24 protein-coding genes and 1 pseudogene are annotated in these 19,515 nt (G+C 65.3%); 1 reads left to right on the top strand and 24 read right to left on the bottom strand.

Annotation, left to right across the window (positions count from 1 at the left end; translation table 11 throughout):
* Positions 1–9: 9 nt before the first annotated feature.
* From trbJ to GGR48_RS13235, 23 genes and pseudogenes are all read right to left on the bottom strand, one after another.
* A complete protein-coding gene (gene trbJ / locus GGR48_RS13130) occupies positions 10–807 on the bottom strand; it encodes a P-type conjugative transfer protein TrbJ (protein ID WP_183952307.1) in 798 nt (265 codons plus the stop codon).
* 4 nt (positions 808–811) lie between these two features.
* On the bottom strand, positions 812–3,262 hold the full coding sequence (trbE, locus tag GGR48_RS13135) for a conjugal transfer protein TrbE (RefSeq protein ID WP_183952308.1): 2,451 nt from the start codon (positions 3,260–3,262) through the stop codon (positions 812–814).
* A 14-nt stretch (positions 3,263–3,276) separates the two neighbouring features.
* Positions 3,277–3,558 carry a VirB3 family type IV secretion system protein gene (locus GGR48_RS13140; protein ID WP_066520631.1) on the bottom strand — a complete coding sequence of 94 codons (282 nt, stop codon included), beginning with the start codon at positions 3,556–3,558 and terminating at the stop codon, positions 3,277–3,279.
* The gene (locus GGR48_RS13145; protein WP_183952309.1) at positions 3,558–3,890 is read right to left on the bottom strand and encodes a TrbC/VirB2 family type IV secretion system protein; all 333 of its coding nucleotides are present in this window, start codon (positions 3,888–3,890) and stop codon (positions 3,558–3,560) included. Before GGR48_RS13145 ends, GGR48_RS13140 begins: the two co-directional genes overlap by 1 nt.
* On the bottom strand, positions 3,887–4,870 hold the full coding sequence (gene trbB, locus GGR48_RS13150; RefSeq protein ID WP_183952310.1) for a P-type conjugative transfer ATPase TrbB: 984 nt from the start codon (positions 4,868–4,870) through the stop codon (positions 3,887–3,889). Before trbB ends, GGR48_RS13145 begins: the two co-directional genes overlap by 4 nt.
* Positions 4,871–5,037: 167 nt before the next feature.
* Complete coding sequence (locus GGR48_RS13155) at positions 5,038–5,487, bottom strand: CopG family transcriptional regulator (protein ID WP_183952311.1); 450 nt, start codon at positions 5,485–5,487, stop codon at positions 5,038–5,040.
* 4 nt (positions 5,488–5,491) lie between these two features.
* Complete coding sequence (locus GGR48_RS13160; RefSeq protein WP_183952312.1) at positions 5,492–7,477, bottom strand: conjugal transfer protein TraG; 1,986 nt, start codon at positions 7,475–7,477, stop codon at positions 5,492–5,494.
* Between the two features lie 26 nt (positions 7,478–7,503).
* On the bottom strand, positions 7,504–9,243 hold the full coding sequence (locus GGR48_RS13165) for a relaxase/mobilization nuclease domain-containing protein (protein ID WP_183952313.1): 1,740 nt from the start codon (positions 9,241–9,243) through the stop codon (positions 7,504–7,506).
* 246 nt (positions 9,244–9,489) lie between these two features.
* Positions 9,490–10,200, bottom strand: coding sequence for a lytic transglycosylase domain-containing protein (locus tag GGR48_RS13170; protein ID WP_240455917.1), 711 nt, complete (start codon positions 10,198–10,200; stop codon positions 9,490–9,492).
* A 69-nt stretch (positions 10,201–10,269) separates the two neighbouring features.
* Entirely contained in the window at positions 10,270–10,605 is a 336-nt protein-coding gene (locus GGR48_RS13175; RefSeq protein ID WP_183952315.1) for a DUF736 domain-containing protein, read from the bottom strand.
* 68 nt (positions 10,606–10,673) lie between these two features.
* Positions 10,674–11,219 (bottom strand): S26 family signal peptidase, encoded by a 546-nt coding sequence (locus tag GGR48_RS13180; RefSeq protein ID WP_183952316.1) that lies wholly within the window; start codon positions 11,217–11,219, stop codon positions 10,674–10,676.
* Positions 11,216–11,737 (bottom strand): DUF2840 domain-containing protein, encoded by a 522-nt coding sequence (locus tag GGR48_RS13185; protein WP_183952317.1) that lies wholly within the window; start codon positions 11,735–11,737, stop codon positions 11,216–11,218. Before GGR48_RS13185 ends, GGR48_RS13180 begins: the two co-directional genes overlap by 4 nt.
* Entirely contained in the window at positions 11,734–11,985 is a 252-nt protein-coding gene (locus GGR48_RS13190) for a hypothetical protein (RefSeq protein WP_183952318.1), read from the bottom strand. The genes GGR48_RS13185 and GGR48_RS13190 overlap by 4 nt, the downstream gene beginning before the upstream one ends.
* Positions 11,982–12,635, bottom strand: coding sequence for a ParA family partition ATPase (gene parA, locus GGR48_RS13195; protein ID WP_183952319.1), 654 nt, complete (start codon positions 12,633–12,635; stop codon positions 11,982–11,984). Before parA ends, GGR48_RS13190 begins: the two co-directional genes overlap by 4 nt.
* Positions 12,636–12,973: 338 nt before the next feature.
* Positions 12,974–13,789 (bottom strand): annotated as a pseudogene (locus GGR48_RS13200) (replication initiator protein A); the annotation flags it as partial.
* A 17-nt stretch (positions 13,790–13,806) separates the two neighbouring features.
* Positions 13,807–14,088 carry a helix-turn-helix transcriptional regulator gene (locus GGR48_RS13205; protein WP_183952321.1) on the bottom strand — a complete coding sequence of 94 codons (282 nt, stop codon included), beginning with the start codon at positions 14,086–14,088 and terminating at the stop codon, positions 13,807–13,809.
* A gap of 134 nt (positions 14,089–14,222) precedes the next feature.
* On the bottom strand, positions 14,223–14,765 hold the full coding sequence (locus GGR48_RS13210; RefSeq protein WP_183952322.1) for a DUF2285 domain-containing protein: 543 nt from the start codon (positions 14,763–14,765) through the stop codon (positions 14,223–14,225).
* Positions 14,674–15,039, bottom strand: a complete 366-nt coding sequence (locus tag GGR48_RS18455) for a transcriptional regulator domain-containing protein (protein WP_425326509.1) — start codon at positions 15,037–15,039, stop codon at positions 14,674–14,676. Before GGR48_RS18455 ends, GGR48_RS13210 begins: the two co-directional genes overlap by 92 nt.
* Before the next feature lie 72 nt (positions 15,040–15,111).
* Complete coding sequence (locus tag GGR48_RS13215; RefSeq protein ID WP_183952323.1) at positions 15,112–15,372, bottom strand: DNA -binding domain-containing protein; 261 nt, start codon at positions 15,370–15,372, stop codon at positions 15,112–15,114.
* Between the two features lie 92 nt (positions 15,373–15,464).
* Complete coding sequence (locus tag GGR48_RS13220; RefSeq protein WP_066520673.1) at positions 15,465–15,731, bottom strand: helix-turn-helix domain-containing protein; 267 nt, start codon at positions 15,729–15,731, stop codon at positions 15,465–15,467.
* A gap of 320 nt (positions 15,732–16,051) precedes the next feature.
* Positions 16,052–16,378, bottom strand: coding sequence for a DUF736 domain-containing protein (locus tag GGR48_RS13225; RefSeq protein WP_183952324.1), 327 nt, complete (start codon positions 16,376–16,378; stop codon positions 16,052–16,054).
* A gap of 574 nt (positions 16,379–16,952) precedes the next feature.
* The gene (locus GGR48_RS13230; RefSeq protein WP_183952325.1) at positions 16,953–17,393 is read right to left on the bottom strand and encodes a hypothetical protein; all 441 of its coding nucleotides are present in this window, start codon (positions 17,391–17,393) and stop codon (positions 16,953–16,955) included.
* A 132-nt stretch (positions 17,394–17,525) separates the two neighbouring features.
* Entirely contained in the window at positions 17,526–17,693 is a 168-nt protein-coding gene (locus tag GGR48_RS13235; RefSeq protein ID WP_169800607.1) for a hypothetical protein, read from the bottom strand.
* Positions 17,694–18,056: 363 nt separating this feature from the next.
* Here GGR48_RS13235 and GGR48_RS13240 point away from each other — a divergent pair, with 363 nt between their 5' ends.
* Entirely contained in the window at positions 18,057–18,377 is a 321-nt protein-coding gene (locus GGR48_RS13240) for a hypothetical protein (protein WP_066522464.1), read from the top strand.
* A 9-nt stretch (positions 18,378–18,386) separates the two neighbouring features.
* On the opposite strand, the gene GGR48_RS13245 is transcribed toward GGR48_RS13240, so the two are convergent.
* Positions 18,387–19,313, bottom strand: coding sequence for a DUF2493 domain-containing protein (locus GGR48_RS13245; RefSeq protein WP_183952326.1), 927 nt, complete (start codon positions 19,311–19,313; stop codon positions 18,387–18,389).
* Between the last annotated feature and the right edge of the window lie 202 nt (positions 19,314–19,515).

A 19,515-nucleotide genomic window follows, 5' to 3' on the forward strand; every position in this document is an offset into this window, starting at 1 on the left:
GCCGAGCCCTCAGTTGTCGTTGCCGAACATCTGTGCGTTGCCCGGCTGATAGCTCGAACCGGGTGTGAGGAAGCGGCGACGTTGTTCCCGGCCCTGGTCGGCGGCCGTCGCACGATCAGCTTCCGTCAGTGCGGCGGCGCGGCCATTGGCCGAGATCAGCGCGATCAGGTCGGAGAGCTGCTGCGATTGCAGCGCGAGAAGCTGATTGCCGGCCTGGGTCGCCTGCAACGCGCCTTGCGCGCCCTGGCTCTGGGAGACGAGCGCCGACATTTCGGCGCGGTTGGCGTCGATATTGGTAACGACGCCCGCCTGGACGCGCATGGCGTCCTGCAAGCCGTCCACGGTGTTCTGCCAGCGCGTGCGGGCATCGGTAATCAGCTTGGTGTCGCTCGCCGAGAGGGAGACGCGGCCATATTGTTGCTGGAACATCCGGTCGACGGTCTGGACATCGAAGGCGATGTTCTGCGCCTGCTGGAGGAGCTGCTGGGTGCGCTGGACGTTCTGCTGGATCTGCTGGAGTGCCGAATAGGGCAGGTTCGCCAGATTCCTGGCCTGGTTGATGAGGCTCTGCGCCTCGTTCTGTAGCGAGCGGATCTGGTTGTTGATCTGCTCGAGCGAGCGCGCCGCCGTCAGGACATTTTGCGCATAGTTGGTCGGATCATAGACGACGCCGCCAAAGCCGAACTGCGCATGCGCCGGCGCCGTCAGTATCGGCGAGACGGCGATCGGCATCGCAAACAGCAATGCCGCGAACGGCAATGCGCGCTGGCGTGAGCCTTTGGGGCGTGAACCTTGGGTGGCCTTCATGTGATTACTCCTTCTCGGGCTGCGGGTGGATGAGGTTCGTCAGGTTGGGGATGAGGTCCGCGGCCCATTCAGCGCCGCGCAGGCGCAGCCACGCCGCAAGGAAGCCCTCGCGGCCATGTTCGGCGAGGGTGCGCGCGATCGCGGATTGGTCGGTCTTGGCGGATGCCGCGACAAGTGCGAGGCCGACTTCCGACAGGCCCAGCTCGAAGAGGCGATTGCCCTTGCGGCTCTGGCAGTAGTAGTCGCGCTTCGGTGTCGCGCGGGCGAGGATTTCGATCTGTCGGTCGTTGAGCCCAAACCGGCGATAGATCGCCGTGATCTGCGGCTCGATCGCCCGCTCGTTTGGCAGCAGCAGCCGTGTCGGGCAGCTCTCGATGATGGCGGGCGCGATGGTGCTGTTGTCGATGTCGGACAGCGATTGCGTAGCGAAGATGACGCTGGCGTTCTTCTTGCGCAGCGTTTTTAGCCACTCGCGCAATTGCCCGGCGAATGCGTCGTCATCGAGCGCGAGCCAGCCCTCGTCGATGACGAGCAAGGTCGGGGCGCCATCGAGCCGATCGCCGATCCGGTGGAACAGGTAGGCGAGCACGGCCGGCGCCGCGCCGGTCCCGACCAGCCCCTCAATCTCGAACGCCTGGACCGACGCCGATCCGAGATGCTCGGTTTCGGCGTCGAGCAGCCGTCCGTAGGGGCCGCCGACGCAGTATGGTCGCAACGCCTGCTTCAGATCGTTGGATTGGAGCAGGACCGTGAGACCGGTGATGGTGCGTTCCTCGACGGGCGCCGAGGCCAGCGAGGAAAGCGCCGACCAGAGATGCTCCTTCACGTCAGGCGTGATGGCGATGCCCTCGCGGATCAGGATGGCGGCGATCCAGTCGGCCGCCCATGCGCGTTCGGAGGTATCGTGGACACGGGCGAGCGGTTGCAGTGAGACCGAGGACGCCGCGCCGTCGGTCAGGTCGCCGCCGAGATCGTGCCAGTCGCCGCCCATGGCGAGCGCGGCGGCGCGGATCGAACCGCCGAAGTCGAAAGCGAAGACCTGGGAGCCTTCATAGCGCCGGAACTGCAACGCCATGACGGCGAGCAGAACAGATTTGCCGGCGCCCGTCGGGCCGACCACCAGGGTATGACCGACGTCGCCGACGTGCAGAGACAACCGGAACGGGGTCGAGCCCTCGGTCTTGCCGAACAGCAAGGGGGGCGACCCGAAATGCTCGTCCCGTTCCGGCCCCGCCCACACCGCTGACAGCGGGATCATGTGGGCGAGATTCAGGGTCGAGATGGGGGGCTGGCGCACGTTGGCATAGACGTGGCCCGGCAATGAACCCAGCCAGGCATCGACGGCGTTGATGGTCTCCGTCATGGCCGTGAAGTCACGGCCCTGGATCACCTTCTCGGCGAGGCGCAGTTTCTCGTCAGCGGTGCGCGGATCATCGTCCCAGACCGTGATCGTGGCGGTTACATAAGTCTGACCGGCGTAGTCGGCGCCGAGTTCCTGAAGCGCGAGGTCCGCGTCCGCCGCCTTGTTGGCGGCGTCGGTGTCGACCAGTGCGGACGCCTCGTTGGTCATCACCTCCTTGAGGATTGCGGCGATGCTCTTGCGCTTCGCGAACCACTGGCGGCGGATCTTGGTCAGCAGCTTGGTGGCGTCGGTCTTGTCGAGCAGGATCGCGCGCGTCGACCAGCGATAGGGGAAGGCCAGTCGATTGAGATCGTCGAGGATGCCGGGCGTGGTCGCGGTCGGGAAGCCGACGATGGTGAGAATGCGCAAGTGCGCGGCACCGAGGCGAGGTTCGAGGCCGCCTGTCAGCGGCTGATCGGCCAGGAGTGCGTCGAGATAGACCGGGGTTTCCGGCACCCGGACGCGATGTCGTTTGGTCGATACCGTCGAATGGAGATAGGTCAGCGTCTCGCCGCTATCGAGCCAGGCGCATTCGGGCATGAAACCGTCGAACAGCGCCAGCACGCGATCGGTCCGGTCAACGAAGACCTTAAGGGTCTCGTTCGGATCGATGCCGGTGCGTTCGCGCCCCTCGTAGAGCCAGGATTCGGTGCGCGCGGCATCCTCGGCCGGCGGCAGATAGGTGAGCGTAAGGAAATAGCCGGAGACATAATGCGCCCCGGCCTCCTCGAAATCGGCCTTGCGCTCGGCATCGAGGAGCGCGGAGGCGGCGTCGGGAAACCGGTCCGAGGGGTAGGTCGATGCCTCGTGGCGCTGCGCTTCGACGAAGATGGCCCAGCCCGACCCGAGACGGCGGAAGGCGTTGTTGAGCCGCCCGGCGACAGCGACCAGTTCGGCCGCGACCGCCGAGTCGAGATCTGGGCCACGGAAACGCGCCGTGCGCTGGAACGAACCATCCTTGTTGAGGACGACCCCTTCGGCGACAAGCGCGACCCAGGGCAAATAGTCCGCGAGGCCGGTTGCGTTGCGGCGATATTCGGCAAGGTTCATCATCGCGGCGCACCTCCTCAGACGGACAGGTGAGCGGGGATGCGCAGATGGCGGCGGCCGACTTCGACGAAGAGCGGATCACGCTTGGCCGCCCACACCGCTGCGATATGGCCGATGGCCCAGATCGCCAGACCGACCAGCCAGAGGCGCAGGCCAAGGCCGATCGCGCCGGCGAGTGTGCCGTTCATGATGGCCAGCGCACGCGGTGCGCCGCCGAGCAGGATGTGCTCGGTCAGCGCCCTGTGAACCGGGACCGTGAAGCCCGGCACTTCGCCAAGCTGTTCGAGCGTCGCGGTCATCAGACGAGCACTCCGCCGCCGAACGAGAAGAACGACAGGAAGAAGGAGCTGGCGGCAAAGGCGATCGACAGGCCGAAGACGATCTGAACGAGCCTGCGGAAGCCGCCGGAGGTGTCGCCGAAGGCGAGGGTCAGCCCGGTGACGATGATGATGATGACGGCGATGATCTTGGCGACCGGGCCTTCGATCGATTCCAGGATCGACTGGAGCGGTGCTTCCCACGGCATCGAGGAGCCGGAGGCATGCGCGGCCGAGGTGAACATCAGGCTCAGGGAAACGGCGGCGGTCGCGTTGGCCATAGTGCGGCAGCCGCGCGAGAGAGTGCGGATCATGACAGGTCTCCTGTTGGGTTGGGGTTGGCCGGACGGATGCTGTAGTCGCCGTCGGGGCCGAGCCCTTCGACGCGAGTAAGTTCGGCAAGGCGGCGCGCGGAGCCGCGGCCGGAGAGGACAGCGACGAGGTCGATGGTCTCCGCGATCAGCGCGCGCGGGACCGTGATGACGGCTTCCTGGATGAGTTGTTCGAGGCGGCGCAGCGCCCCGATGCCGGTGCCGGCATGGATGGTGCCGATGCCGCCAGGGTGGCCGGTGCCCCAGGCCTTGAGGAGATCGAGCGCCTCGGCGCCGCGCACCTCGCCGATGGGGATGCGATCGGGGCGCAGGCGCAGTGAGGAGCGGACCAGTTCGGAGAGTGTTGCGATGCCATCTTTCGTCCGCATGGCGACGAGGTTGGGCGCTGCGCATTGAAGTTCGCGCGTATCCTCGATGATGACGACCCGATCCGTAGACTTCGCCACCTCGGCGAGGAGCGCGTTGGTGAGCGTGGTCTTGCCTGTCGACGTTCCGCCGGCGACGAGGATGTTGGCGCGTGAGGCGACGGCGCTGCGGAGTATCGCGGCCTGGTCGGCGGACATGATGCCCGCGGCGACATAGGCGTCGAGCATGAAAACCGCGACGGCGGGCTTGCGGATCGCGAAGGCGGGTGCGGCGACGACGGGTGGCAGCAAGCCTTCGAAGCGCTCGCCGGTTTCAGGCAGCTCGGCGGAGACACGCGGACTGCGCGGATGCACCTCGACCCCGACATGGTGGGCGACCAGACGCACGATGCGTTCGCCATCGGCGGCCGACATCCGCTCTCCCGTATCGGCGAGCCCCTCGGACAGCCGGTCCACCCACAGGCGCCCATCCGGGTTCAGCATGATCTCGACGACAGCGGGATCTTCGAGCAGATGGGCGATGGTCGACCCGAGTGCGGTGCGCAGCATGCGCGCCCCGCGTGCGAATGCCTCCGGCTTCTGGTTGATCGTGGTCATCTCGCCCCACTTTCTCGCGGGGCCGAAAAGGCGGTCCCCGGATCGGGGACGATTAAAAGAGCCCTGAATCAGGCCAGTTCAACAAGTATCGCTCGTCGTAGTGGTGTGGCGTGTAAATACAGGCGAACGGCGGCGGCGCGCTGATCTTGATCCGGCGATATCAGCTTCTATGAAGCGGTCTTTTTCTCGCCCGCCGGCGCCTCGCCGACATCTTCGACGATCTCCTGTCTGAGCTTCGGCCCCTGCGCCAAACGGCGTCCGAGCGCGGTGATGAAGGCCTCATAGCGCTTTCCGGACATTGCCCGCGCCGCCTGAGCGGCAGGTTCGGGAAGCGCCGGCGTGGTAGTCAGCCAGAACCGGACGAACACGGCCATGGTTTCGACACTGATGCCGACATCGCGCTCGATGCGCATCAGGCGGCGATCGATCTGGTCGAGCCGTTTGGCGACCACCGCCTCCCGCCGCTGCGCGTCGTCCGGCGACAGAAAGGAGGCGATGGCGGCTTCGGCGATCAGGGAGAGCGATTGCTCGCGGCGCGCGGCGAAGTCGGAGAGCATCGCCATGACATCGGGATCGAGATAGACCGAGATCTGCGCCTTCTTCTTGCGTCCGGCCATGGCGCTACAGCTCCATGCCGTCGTTGGGATCGAGCGAAACCTGGTGAGCGACGCCCCGCATGACGCGGGTCAGCCGCTGATTGCGGGTTGCTTCGTCCTGGGTATCGTCGGGCAGTTCGATCTCGAACTCATTGTCGATCGGCGTCTTCTTCTCGATGGGCGTCAGCCGATTGAGTTCGGGCTGGTGACGCCGCTCGGACTCGGTCGGATCGTCATCGGGGCCGATCGGTGGGGCCGCGGCATCGCTCGCCTCGGGGCGCGCTGGCGTCGGCAGCTTGCTCCAATCGTCTGGCCGACCTTCGGCGGGTCGTTCCAGTTTGGGGGGCGGCAGGATGCGCTCCTTGAAGCGGATGTCTTCGTAGTAGCGCGCCTTCTTTGCGCGGATGGGCGGCGTGCCAGCGACCATGACGATCTCATCGGTGGGAGGAAGCTGCATGATCTCGCCCGGGGTCAGGAGCTGACGCGCGGTTTCCGAGCGCGATACCATCAGGTGGCCGAGCCAGGGCGAGAGCCGGTGGCCGGCATAGTTCTTCATCGCCTTCATCTCGGTGGCGGTGCCAAGTGCATCGGAAACGCGTTTGGCGGTGCGTTCGTCGTTGGTGGCGAAGGAAACGCGCACATGGCAGTTGTCGAGGATGGAGTTGTTCGGCCCGTAGGCCTTCTCGATCTGGTTCAGCGACTGGGCGATCAGAAAGCTCTTGAGGCCGTAACCCGCCATGAAGGCCAGGGCGGATTCGAAGAAGTCGAGCCGGCCGAGCGCGGGAAATTCATCGAGCATGAGCAGCAGCCGATGACGACCGGCCTTGGCCTGTAGATCCTCGGTTAGGCGCCGCCCGACTTGGTTGAGGATCAAGCGGATCAGCGGCTTGGTGCGGTTGATGTCGGACGGCGGGACAACGAGATAGAGCGTGGCCGGGCGCTTGCCGCCCACCATGTCGGTGATCCGCCAGTCGCAGCGCCGCGTCACCTCGGCGACGACGGGATCGCGGTAGAGGCCGAGAAATGACATGGCGGTGCTGAGCACACCGGAGCGTTCGTTGTCCGACTTGTTGAGGAGTTCGCGCGCGGCGCTGGCGATGACCGGGTGCGGCCCGGCGTCGCCGAGATGGCTGGTCTTCATCATGGCCGCGAGGGTCGACTCGATCGGCCGCTTCGGATCGGAGAGGAAGGCCGCGACGCCGGCGAGCGTCTTGTCGTCCTCGGCGTAGAGGACGTGCAGGATCGCGCCGACTAGCAGCGCGTGACTGGTCTTTTCCCAGTGATTGCGCTTTTCGAGGCTGCCCTCGGGATCGACGAGGATGTCGGCGATATTCTGGACGTCGCGGACCTCCCATTCGCCGCGGCGCACCTCGAGCAAGGGATTGTAGGCCGAGGATTTCGGATTGGTCGGATCGAACAGCAGGACGCGGCCATGCCGGGCGCGAAAGCCTGCGGTAAGCTGCCAGTTCTCTCCCTTGATGTCGTGGACGATGGCCGAGCCTGGCCAGGTCAGGAGAGAGGGTACGACCAGACCGACGCCCTTGCCCGATCGTGTCGGTGCAAAGCACAGCACATGCTCCGGCCCATCGTGGCGGAGGTATGCGCGTTCGTAGCGGCCCAGCACCACCCCGTCAGCGCCGAGCAGCCCGGCCGCCTTCACTTCTCCCTTCTCGGCCCACCGCGCCGAGCCGTAGGTCTCGGCGTTCTTCGCCTCGCGAGCGCGCCAGACCGACATGCCGATCGCGACGGCTATGGCGATGAAGCCGCCCGACGCCGCGATCATCCCGCCCTCGGCGAAGATGTCCGGGGCGTAGGCTTCGTAGAAGTACCACCACCAGAAGAGCGCAGGCGGATAGTAGATCGGCACCCCCGCCAGAACGAACCAGGGCGAACCGAGCTGAGCCTGGAAGCCAAGGCTCCACGCGACATATTGGGTTGCCGCCCAGGTGGTGATCAGGATGATCAGAAAGACGACGGTAATCTGCCCCCAGAGGATTTTGGTCGCGGACATCGCAGCGTTCCTTTCTTGTTGGGTGGTTAGAGGCCGAGGCCGCGCTTGCGACCGAAGCTCCAGTCGACGCCGCCGTCGGCGCGCGCGACGCCGGAGACGTGTTTGCCGAGATGCTTGTCGAGGGACGGCGACCAGGGCACGAGCTGGAAACCGAGGCCGTCATCGATCATGGCGAAGCGGCCGGATGCGAGCGCAAGGCGCTGGCGATAGGCGCCGGCGACATATTCGCCGTTTCCCGCTGGCTTGAACGGCTGGCCGGTTTCGGAGCTGAGTTTGTCGGCTACGGCGTCCAGTTCGCGGCGGCGGAGTGTGTCGATCAGATTGCGGGCGAAGGTGATGCGCTGCCCCTGGCGATCGGCAAGACCTTCGCCAATCAGATGGTCGGCGCGGCGCTGCATCGCCTCCCGGACCTCGGCGCCGAATCCACCCTCCGACATGGCGACCGGCTCGCGGGCGATGGCCTGCCGGTCGAGCCACGTCGCGCCGGTCGCGCTTACCTGCTGCTTAAGATCTAGGTCTGATCGGATGGCGATCGCCACGCGGCGATCACCGCGCGAATCTTCATAGGTACGCAGTTCGACGATTGATCCCGGTCGGCTGTCACCGGCGGCGTCGAGATGCGGCAGCCTGATGTGATGCGTCCTGCCGTCCACGCCGTCGACGACGGCGTAGGCCGTCCCCTTCAGCTCGTCGTCGAGGCCGCGCGTGACCAGTCGGCCGATGACCGGCACGTCGAGGCTTTCGCCGGCCAGGACATAGTTCGTCGATCCGCGCTCGATGCCGTGCTCGACCAATGCGCGGTGCATGCGCTTGATGATGTCACCGCGCAGCCCAAGTTCGCGCAGCACCGTCTCGGCCTCGGACTTGATGATCCATTGCCCTGGGCCGACCTGTTCGGCGACGCCGAGCACCTCCAGCCTGCGCAGCCGCCCGACTTTCAGTGCATGGAACTCGTCGGGCTGGCGGTCGGCGTCCGGGGCAAGATCAATGACGCCCGATTTTCCAGCATCGCGGACAAGCTGCCGGTCGAGCTGCGTCCAGCGTTCTGCCCCGATCTGGCTTTCGAGGGTCCGGCGGATGTCGAGATCGCTGCGCGGTCCCAGTTCCCGCGTGATGAGGTCGCGCGCCCGGTCGCGCATCCCTTCCTTGATGTAGTCGCGGGAGATCACGAGATCCTGGCCGTCGTCGCGGACGCCGCGCACGATCAGGTGGACGTGCGGATGAGCGGTGTTCCAGTGATCGACCCCGACCCAGTCGAGCTGCGTGTCCAGATCCTTCTCCATTTGGCTGACCAGATCGCGGGTGAAGGACTTCAGGTCCGACATCTCCGCAGCGTCGTCGGGCGAGACGATGAAACGGAAGTGATGGCGGTCCTCCTCGCACCGTTCGGCGAAGACCCGGCCGTCAGCATCCTCGTTCCCCGATCCGAACAGCCGCGCCTTTTCTCCGTCACGGGTGACGCCGTCGCGGCGGAGGTAGTCGAGATGGGTGCCGAGGGGGGCGGCGCGGGCGCTATGCCGAACGACGCGGGCCTTGATGACCGCGCCGCGCGTGCGCGCGGTGATGAAGCGGTTCGCCTGGATGCTGGCGCGCTGGCCACGGCCGAAGCGGGAGCGATTGGCGGAGACGATGCGCCCGGAACGCGAGATGCCGCCGCCCGCTTTCTTTGCTGCGGCGAGGGCCTGGGCAATGAAGGGCCGGGCCGACTGGGCGCAGGCCGAGCGGATGCGCCCAGGCCGAACGCGGAACTCATGGTCATCGGCCATGAGGCGAGCCCACAATGTGCGAAAAAGTGCGTAGATACAATGCACTGGGCCTGCGGCGCACATTGCCCAAAAGCATGACAATGTGCGCGGCGCGCCAGAAATTCCTGCAAAAACAACCGCCCGACCGCCGCACAATGTGCGCCCTTTTATCCTGCCATCGTTCGGTTGTTGTGCCTGCCTCTCTCCCTTGCGCCCTCCATGTTACGCTAGGGCGCGACCGGCTGCGACGGATGCTGGACGGGCTCATCACGGCGTTTCCGGGTCGGAGCGAGCGACAACAAGGGGCGTGTCCAGCGTTTCGGCTGGATCGGATGCGCGCGCCGTGACCGGGGGCCGGCGATCGTCCGTATGTGCGTTACCCGGTCGTGAAACGACAGAACGCGCGTCAATGGACCGCACGACGAACAGCGGCGCCTCACGCCAATCTGGGGTGGGTGGCGGTGTGTTGGACGGTGAGCCGGATGGCGACGCCCCGCTGAGTTGCGGAGCGAGGAACGCGATGTAGGCGCGCGTTTCAGCAGGCAGCGCGCGGCCTGTCCGCAGATAGGCATCGTAGCGGGCAGGTCCGGCATTATAGGCACCCAGCATCGCCGGGACATCGCCGTAACGGTCAAACATTTCGCGCAGATAGGCAGCGCCTGCGAGAATATTGTCGCGCGGATCGTAGGGATCATGACCGAGGCCATAGCGGGTGCGCAAACCCGCCCAGGTGCCGGGCATGATCTGCATCAGCCCCATCGCACCGGCCGATGATATGGCCCGCACATCGCCCGCGCTTTCGGCGCGCTTGACGGCGACGATCCAGAGTTCGGGAATGCCGAAGCGCCGCGAAGCTTCCGCGACGAAGGCGGCGTGGGGTTCGGCTGATGTCGTGCCCAAAGCGGGTGACGTTTGCGCGATAGCGCCGCCGGCCGTGCTGGTGGCGACGATCAGGCCGGAAAGGAGAAGGATAGCCATGCGCCGGGCGGATCGAGGCCGCCCGAGCGCACTCCGCCGGCTCGTCGATGATCGGCGAGCAGACATCGATCAGTCCTTCTCGCCGCGATCGCGCGGGCGCGACCAGTGCAGCGACCAGGACGTTTTGTCGTCACCGTTCTGGAAGAGGTTGGCGCGGATCGGCTGCGGGAGTGTGGGATCGTCGAGCTGGATCGAGACGAACGCGCCGGCTTTGTCGCTGGAGCGTTTCCAGCCAGCGCCAATCTCCGGGCCGTCCTCGCCCTCGGCATGAACACGATAGTCCGGCGCGTTCTCGGTATCGCTCGGCTCGGCCGCTACCACGGCGACCGTGATGTTGAGACTTAGCGTGCGAATGCGCCCGTCATAGCCAGTCTTCAGCTTCGTGAACTCTCCGATCTGTGTCATGCGAGACTCCTGTCGATTGTGCTGCGGTGATGAAATCGGCGGCGGTGGGAATGCCGCTGGTCGCGCGCTCACCGCGTCGGCGCGCGCCATTCGAAGCGGCCGTTGCCTTCCTCGTCGGTCCACAGCGGGGCCGCGCGGCCGATGATCTGCTTGGTGGAGGTCAGGCCGAAGTAGCGACCATCGAGGCTGTCGGGGACCTGCCAGTTCATGAGGAAGACTTCGCCGGTCGGAATGCGGCGGCAGCCCTGCCAGACGGGCAGGTCGCGGCCCGCGCGATCACGTTCCCGCGCTTCACCCATCTCGGCGCCATCGACGGTGATGGTGAGGTTCGCGCGGCAAACCGTCTGCCCGGCGGTGCCGAGGATGTGCTTCAATAGCGGTACGCCTTTGGGCAGATAGCCGCGTTCGGCGAGGAAGGCGGCGAGCGGCTCGGGCGCATCGACGGCGACGAGGTCGGTGACTTCGAATGGGCCGTCGGAGTCGATTATGTAGAGCCCGACCGGCGCGCTGGCCGATGCGTTCCATAGGAGCTTGATCGGTATCGGCGTGAGCGCCGGATACGCAACGCCCATCGTGGCGAGCGCCATCGTGAGGATGAGGCCGGGCCGCGTCACAGCATGACCCTGGTGCGCAGCAGGAAGGCGCGATGCTGCGCGGGCGTGTAGGTCTGAGGTTGATGACCTGCCGCCAGGCGGTTGTGGACATGACGCCAGTGATCCGGCGCAGCCGTGTCCGCGTCGATGCCGATCGCCTCGATGCCATCGATATGCCGGAGGACGCTTTCGACCTTCGGCCAGCCGTCGATTTTCAGCAGGATTTCGCCGCCTGGGCGCACGAAAGGTAGCGTTTGGTGCGGTTCGCCCGGCTCGATCGCGCGCACGATGTCGATGCGAGAACTGACCGTGCCGAAGTCGTTGGCCGTCCATCGGACGAAGGCGAATATTGTATTGGGCCGGAACGAGACGACACGCCGCCGGCGGTCGATGATCTGTTCGCGCGCTTCACGGCCGAACCTGATCCAGTATTCGATCTTTTGCTCGACCCATGTCAGCTCGACATGGGTCAGGTCGTCGCGAGGACGTGCTGACGGCATCGCGCCGCCGCTCGCGTGGGGAGCCGCGATGCCGGTCATGAGGGATCTCCTTCGGTTGGCGGGAACTCGCGCGCGAGCAACGCGCGCAGCATGTCGGCGACGGTGACGCCGCGACCGAAGGCGGCGATCTTGATCCTGCCGCGCAATTCGGGTGTCACGTCGATGGTTAGCCGGGCGGTGAACGCGCTTGCATCGATCGTGCGCGGAGCAGTGTCGGCGCCCCTGATCCATCGATCGGGATCGGCAGGGCGCGCTGCGAAGCCGCGACGGGTGGATCGCTCGGTCATGGAGCGCTCCTGCCGATGGGAAGACGCAGCAGTTCGTCGGCGAGCGCCGCGATTTCGCGCGCGGCCAATGTCGCATCGTCGCGTTCGGCGACCAGACGGCCCGTCTGCGCCGCGGCGGCAAAGGCGACACGCTGGCCGATGGTGGCGGCGAGGAGCGCCGGGTCGTGCTCCGCCAGCACCTCGGCCGTCTCGCGGGCAAGGATGGTGCGCGCGTCGCAGCGGTTCAGCACGAAGCGGGCGACAAGCTCGGGGCGGTAGATGCGCGCCTCGCCCAGAAGCACCAGCATCTCCGCCGACGCCCAGCCATCGAGCGGTGACGGCTGCACGGGGATCAGCACGAGGTCGGCGGCGAGGAGCGCCGAGCGCATCAGGCCCGCGACGCGCGGCGGGCCGTCGATGATGATGTGATCGACGCACTTCGCCAGTTCCGGCGCTTCGCGGTGGAGCGTGTCACGGGCCAGGCCGACGACGCCGAAGCGGCGCGGCAGGCCGCTACGGCTGCGCTGCTCGGACCAGTCGAGCGCCGAGCCTTGCGGGTCCGCATCGATCAGGGTGACTCGCTTGCCGCGTCCGGCGAGTTCGCCGGCGAGGTTGAGCGCCAGCGTCGTCTTGCCGACACCGCCTTTCTGATTGAGCAGCGCGACGATCATCGAGCACCTCCGGGCGGGTTCCCGAACGGACGCGGATCGGTAGCAAGCGGTTCGCCTTCCTGCCGGCCTGGCTGGTTGGCGGAGGTGTCGCGAGCTGGTGTTTTGCCGTTGGCGCGGAGGTTGTTCGCGGCGGTGCGGATGATGTTTCCCACATCGCGCGCGCGTTCTTCAAAGTTAGATTCTGGGTTAGACTCTAAGTTAAGGGTGCGATTCCACCCGTGTTTTCCATAGCTTATGGCTGACTTGGGTTCCTGATGGCACGAGCCTCGGGTTCCTGATGGCACGATAGTCCGGGTTCCCGATAGCACGAGGCCGTCCACAGCTTTTCCACAGGCCGCGAGCGGCTCGAAGGCGAGCAGCGTGCGCCCACCAATCTCCACCTCGAGAGAGAGGCGGTAGCCGGGCAGCGGCTGGCGCCGCACGATGTCGCGTAGCTCGAAGGCGAAGCGCTTGAACGGCGACAGGCTGCCGGATTTGAGATGGAGATGGCGCAGGTCGAAACGCCAGCCAGCGCGCTGACGGCCGCCATGTTTGCGCACGAGGCGGTAGAGCCAGCGATCGAGGCCGCCGGTGAGATCAAAATAGGCCGGGTCGATGGTCAGGATGAGAGCGTCGTCGAGAACGGCTTTGTAGAACCAGTCAGGGACGATCAGCTCGATGCCATCGGGCCGCCCCTGACGATTGGTGCGCTCCTGCCACTCGTTGATCCAGGAGAAGCGATGGCGGCGGCCCTCGACCGGTTGCCGGATGGATGTCGACACGGTCGTGGATTGCAGGCGGTCCAGCGCCGCCTTGAGGCGTTGATAGTCGCGCAAGGACGTACCGCGACCAACGTAGTTGAGGATCTCATAGGGTGTCGCTGCCATCAGGCGCGAGGTGCGAAGACCGGCATCGCGCGCTTCGACGACCTGACTGGCCGCCCAGATCAGGATGTCCGCGTCCCAGATCGTGGCCATGCCGTGATCGGGCACGGCTTCGACCCGGATCGTGACGTTGCCGGCGGCAAAATCGATCGGGGCGATGCGACGGGATTTGGAGAGGGAGAAAAAGGGATAGGCCATCAGATCCTGCGCGTCTCGTGGCGCGAAGTCGCCAGGGAGCGCACGAAACAGATCGAGCTGCCCGCGCTCCGAAAGGTCACGACGCGCCGCCATGGAGGGGACCGGCGCAATCAGCGTGCGTAGCGGCCGGCGATCTGGCCGATCGGCAGCGCGTGGCGTTTGGCGGGAAGGACCGATCCGCGCGGATCGGAAGTCGAGGTGACGGCGCCGCGCGCCGCCCAGGTTTCGAGGTCGTCGACGGAATAGACGACCCGCCCGCCGAGTTTGCGGTAGGCCGGGCCGGTGCCATAGGTGCGGTGCTTTTCGAGCGTGCGTGCCGAGAGGCTGAGAAACTCGGCGGCTTCCTTGGTCCGCAGGTAGCGTGGCGGGAGCGCGGCGGTATCGGGTCGCATGAGCGGGCCTCCGTGGGGTTGCTGGGGGCCGCTGGCGATCAGCGGCTGACAGCGACCACGGTGGCGGAGGACCATCGGCGGGTGGGATGGGAAAGTTGGGGTGGCTGAATTTCCCACCCCAGTCATCGACCCGGCTAAGCGCGGCGGCGGTGCCGGAGCAGTTTCAGATAGCCGCCGCCGATGAGCGCCATGCCTGCCTCGACGAACCCGATCACCGCGTCGCGCAGCGGTGATGTCTTCCAGGGGTCGGTTTCGACGCGCGCCGCGCCGTAAATTGCGATGGCGATCTCGCGATAGGTGGCGCCGTTCATGCGCCCATCGGCTGCGCGGAGCCTTAAGCGAAAACGGCGGCGCTGGTCGACGGTCAGGCGTGTGTCGCGCAGGGGCGGGCGTTCGAGCCAGGCTCGCGACAACCGGGTAAGCGCATCGATGCGGTCGAGGATGTCGTCATCGATTGGTATGACTGCCGCGAGTTGATCAGTGGGCGATACGCCGGGACGAAAAAGGATCTGGAGGTCATGCTCGCGGAGAACGGAGTACGCCCCTTCTGGGCCGTCACGCTCCGCAATGAAGCGATCGGCGAGACTATTGTCGGCCTGGGGCAGGAAGTCTGGCCGCTGCGTCAGCATGATGAGGGCCGGATTGCTCGATGGCGACCACACCACTTGCTGCTGCATCGCTGAAAGACTGGGTCTTGCGGCGAAATCGCAACCCCCAGCGCTGCTGCGCTTCGTGAGGCAGCGGCAAGGTTTCGGTGCTGGCGGAGGCCAGACGTGCGTAATGGTCCTGATACAGGCGGGATCTGCGAAGGCATTCCCATGCGAGTCCTTCGATCGCAAGAGTGTCGAGGAAGTCGTAGCCCCCCTCATTCCGCCAGTCCGATGTATCAGGCTTCATTGCATCAACTCCCCGCGTGGTGCGCGTAAGTCGAATGCCCATTGTTCGTGGCATGGGGTGAATGCCGGAACCCTGAAGCGGGGCATCGCGTGATGTTGAAAGGGCATCACGCGGGCTGCAAGCATGTCAGCTGTGGGCCTGCCGGAGGAGATGCTGATAACCCGTGTGCGTCATCCAGCGGGCGCGGGCGAGATGGCTATCATGGATGCGCTGGCAGCGCTCTGGTTCGCTGGCGGGGTCGAGGCCGAACAGGACCTGGACGGCTTCCTCCCAATGCGCACCGTCAGCGGCCGCATCCAACAAGCGCATGTAGAGTTTGACATGCGACCTGTCGTACTCGGTGAGTTCCTGCCCGGACGGCGCGATATCGTCGAATGCTTTGGTCATGGTACAGACGCGATTGGTAAACGAAGCCTGCCCGTTAACCAAGTTCGATCGAGCCCATCGGCAGCGTATGCAATGGGCGATTACGCGGAAGGTCAGTGCGCGACGGTGGATCGGTTCGGCTTGTTTCCGCGATCGTCGACCAGCAGCACTCCTTGCCCACGGTCGGTCGACAGGAAAACGATGCCGGCGGCTTCCAGGGCCCTGCGTGCCTGATCGCGTGTCGTCTCGTACACCTCGAGCCCGCTTTCGGATTCAAGGCGTTTGAGTGCTGTCAGCGATATGCGAGCCTTGTCAGCGAGCGTCTCCTGCGTCCAACCCAGCAACGCGCGTGCGGCCCGGGATTGTCGGGCGGTGATCATGCATGATCACCTCCCATCGCAACCCACGCGCGCTCCAGAACTACGACTATTTTAGTCGTCCTCGCCCCTTCCGGCTAGCTTATAGACCCGAGTCGGGGACCGGCATCGCGATGATCTTGACCGGTCGATTCGCCTATTTGTCTTGATGTTATTGGTGAGGCCGAGGGTTCTTCTGCCCGGTTTTTCGGTTTCGCCAGTAAGGCCGAACCGTTCGCATTCGGTTGCGGCGCATCTATCCGCGGACCGCACCAGTGGCAGCCGATCCGCTTTGAATCGGAAGGCGGCCCCGGCCTTGCGGCCGGGGCCTTGCTGTGTCCGCCTCAGTCGCTGCGGCGACCGTTGGGGCGGGACCAGATGAGGGAGAAGCCTTCGCCATCCTCGTCGTCGAAGAGGTTGGCGTAGATCGGAGCGTTGAAGCTCGGATCGTCGAGCTTGAGGCCCAGATAGTCGCGCCCCTCGTTGGAGCGCTTGGACCAGGCGGCGCCAATCTCGGCGCGGCCGACCAGGACCCGGTGGCTGGGGGCGTTCTCGCCGTTGGCGCGCAGGTCGGGAACGATGCGCACGCCCTTGGCCTGGACGCTGAGGGTGACGATTTCGCCGGTGAATTCGTTCGAGCCGGTCTTCTTGAAGGTGCCGATGGTCGCCATTGTAAGTCTCCGTTTTCCGTTTCGAGCCCGCACCACTGCGGCCTCGATGGCGATCGACCGGCCGGAGGCGAGCGCCGACACATCGCTTGCGACCGCAGCGAGAGCGGAGGATGGCGCAGGCGCGACTTTGTTGTTTCGCGAGGAATGACGGCGCAGCCGGCAGGGGAAGAAAGTCGGGACCAGCCGTTGTGGCTTAGGCGCTCGAGGCGAAGCTGACCTTCGGCCAGATCAGGCCATTGAAGAGGCCGTTTTGGAGCGGGTGCTGGACGGGATCGTTGGCGGAGACGGTGGCGGCCCTCGCATTGGCCCCGGAGACCCGATCAATGATCACAGGTGGAAACATCCCTTGAACAGGCCTGCGCTACGCATTTGCCATTCCGTTAGCCCTGACGGAACGCTTCGACACTGAGGTTCCTCCGGCCACGACGTCGCTGCCGCTTACGGCGCGCTCCACCGCTGCACGACAGGCGGGCACAGCCGATGTCCCGCAATTCCGCTTCCTATCGGGCTAGCCTGATGGCGTGCGTGATAATGCCATGCGCCGCCTGATCCCGCTCCAAATGGGTGTCGGGGGTTAGGTGTGGGACACATGCCCCGCCACAGGGCTGGACGCCGCCATTCCGGTGATACGGGCGAAAGCGACGATGCCGACCGCGATGGCTCCGATGATCGAGAATGCGGTCTGCCATGTCTCCGACGGCATGGTGTGTTTCACGATACCATGGGTGGCATGGAAACCGGCGACCACAGCCGGGGCGACGAAGGCCGCGGCGATGAGCAGCCGCGCCCAGGTCGGACGGACGGTCGCGAGCAGCAATTGGCCGAGGCCGAAGGTAAGACCTGCGGCGACAAAACCGACAAGGATCGCGCCTAGCCATCCGGTGCCAGTGCCATAGGCCCATGTGCCTGCGGTCACGCCCGCGAAGAACGGAAGTGCGAATACCGCAAGCGTGAACAGCAGCCAGCAAAGGAAGCCGATGGCGGCGATGCTGAGAAGAATGCCGATGAAGATCATGGTGGTGTCTCCGCAAATGTCAGACGGATGCGCCTCCACCACCACCATGGCGCGACAGCGAGATTAGCAGAAATTCTGTCGCCGGGGGAGCGCAAGCGCGCCGCGTCCGCCGTTCGTGCGACCCCGTTCGCCTCATGAGGCGAAGGGGTCGATTTCACCGATGATGGCGTCGTCGTCGCCGTCATATTCGGTAGCCGGGGTGACGGAGAGCGTGCCGTCGCCGGCGCGGTAGATGACAATGGCGGCCATCAGGGTGGTGGCGAGGCTGAAGGCGAAGGCGTGAGCGGTTTGGAAGGACATCGACCTGGCTCCTGTTTGAGCGGAGGTCCATCCCCCGCTGACAGGCGCCCGAAGAGTTCGGCCGTTGGCCGCAATCACCGCGCAAGGCGCAGCCGGAGCGGCGGCACGCGCATGCGTAGTCCGACCCTTTACGGGTTGATGGCGTCAGGCCATCGGCAGAACCAAAGGATCAGCGTCTTGAAGCGGGGTGGGCAGACGGCCAACGGGATGGGTGTATGCCTCTTCCGAACGGGAGCATCCTGCGGTGGGTTCTCCAGACTTGGAGTTGGTAGTATTCTCTGAGTGGTGCGTCACGTAGTTAGTACTCAATGTTCGAATTGGAGGAAAATTTTGAGATTCAGTGAGTTCGCGAACCTTCCTACTTTGACCGAAATCCTTGTGTCCGAAGACAATGACCGCTTTGAACGCCTGGACGAAGGCAAATGGGTTAACGGTCGTTTCGATAAGAACATTCGCATCGATCAGCCAACTCACGGTGTTGGGCAGACCCATGCGCATGTATACGGGCGGAAAGGAGATGAGATCGGCGTTGTAAATATTGACGGTTCATCGAGCCATGGCACGCAATGCCGGCTGAGCGATGCCGATGCCGACGCCCTGCGCAATCGTGGTTTCACTATCAGAGCCGGCAACATCGTCGAATGGATCGTGCTGGGCACGCAACCTCAGCTACTCTTGGGTTGACGGCGGCGCTTACGCGCCGCCCGAGCCGAACCGATAGACCGGGATGCCCATCTTGCGGGCTTTGTCGGCGAGATTGTCCTGAATGCCCGTGCCTGGGAAGATCACGACCCCGATCGGCACGATGCTGAGCATCTGGTCGTTGCGTTTGAAAGGTGCCGCCTTGGCGTGCCTGGTCCAGTCGGGCTTGAAGGCGACCTGCGGCACCTTGCGGCTGTCGGCCCAGCGCGAAGCGATCTTTTCGGCGCCTTTCGGCGAGCCGCCGTGCAACAGCACCATGTCCGGGTGCTTAGCATGGATCTGATCGAGCTTGGCCCAGATATGCTTATGGTCGGCGGTGTCGCCACCCGAGAAGGCGATCTTCGGCCCGGCTGGCACGAGCACCTCGCTATCTGCGCGCCTCCTGGCGGCGAGGAAATCGCGGCTGTCGATCAGCGACGCGGTGAGGTGGCGATGGTTGACCCGCGATCCGGTGCGTTGCGACCAGGGTGAGCCGGTGGCGACGCGATAGCGCTCGGCGGCAGCCTCGCGGAAGGTTTCCATGCCGTCGCGGCGGTCGATCAGGTTCATGCCGATGTCGATGAGGCGCTCGAGCTGGAGGGATTTCACCTCGGAGCCGTCCTGTTCGCGCTGAAGCTGCTTTTGCGCTTGCTCGTTGTCGTCGAGCTTCTGCTCGATCCGGTCCACGGCGCGGTGGAAGATGTTGACGGTCGACCAGAGCAGATCGGGGAGATCGAAATCGAGGCTGGTGTCGGTGATCGTGGCGACGAGGGCGTCGAAGATGTCGGCGACGGCGCCTTCGATGATGCGGTCCTCCGGTGGCGGGCGCTGGTCGAGTTCGTCTTCGGAAGGACGATAGCCGTGGAGTTGCAAGTCCTGGATCAGCTGGTCGGTCGGGGATGACTCGTGGTGCGGTTCGTAGTCGTCGTGCTCGCTCATGGGATGCTCCGTCGGATTGGACCGCGACCATCGCGGCCTTCTTGGCGACGAAGCCGTCGGGCGGGACGGACCTGCACCCGGAGCGCAGCGAAGGGCCGAAGCGTCAGCGGAGGATGGCGAAGGCCGGCGATTTTGTTTCGCGATGGAAAGGCGCGGGTTCGGGGTCCCCAGGCGGCTTGCCGCATGGGGTGGGCCTGGGCCG

The organism is Sphingomonas pseudosanguinis, assembly GCF_014196255.1.
Taxonomy (GTDB): Bacteria; Pseudomonadota; Alphaproteobacteria; order Sphingomonadales; family Sphingomonadaceae; genus Sphingomonas; species Sphingomonas pseudosanguinis.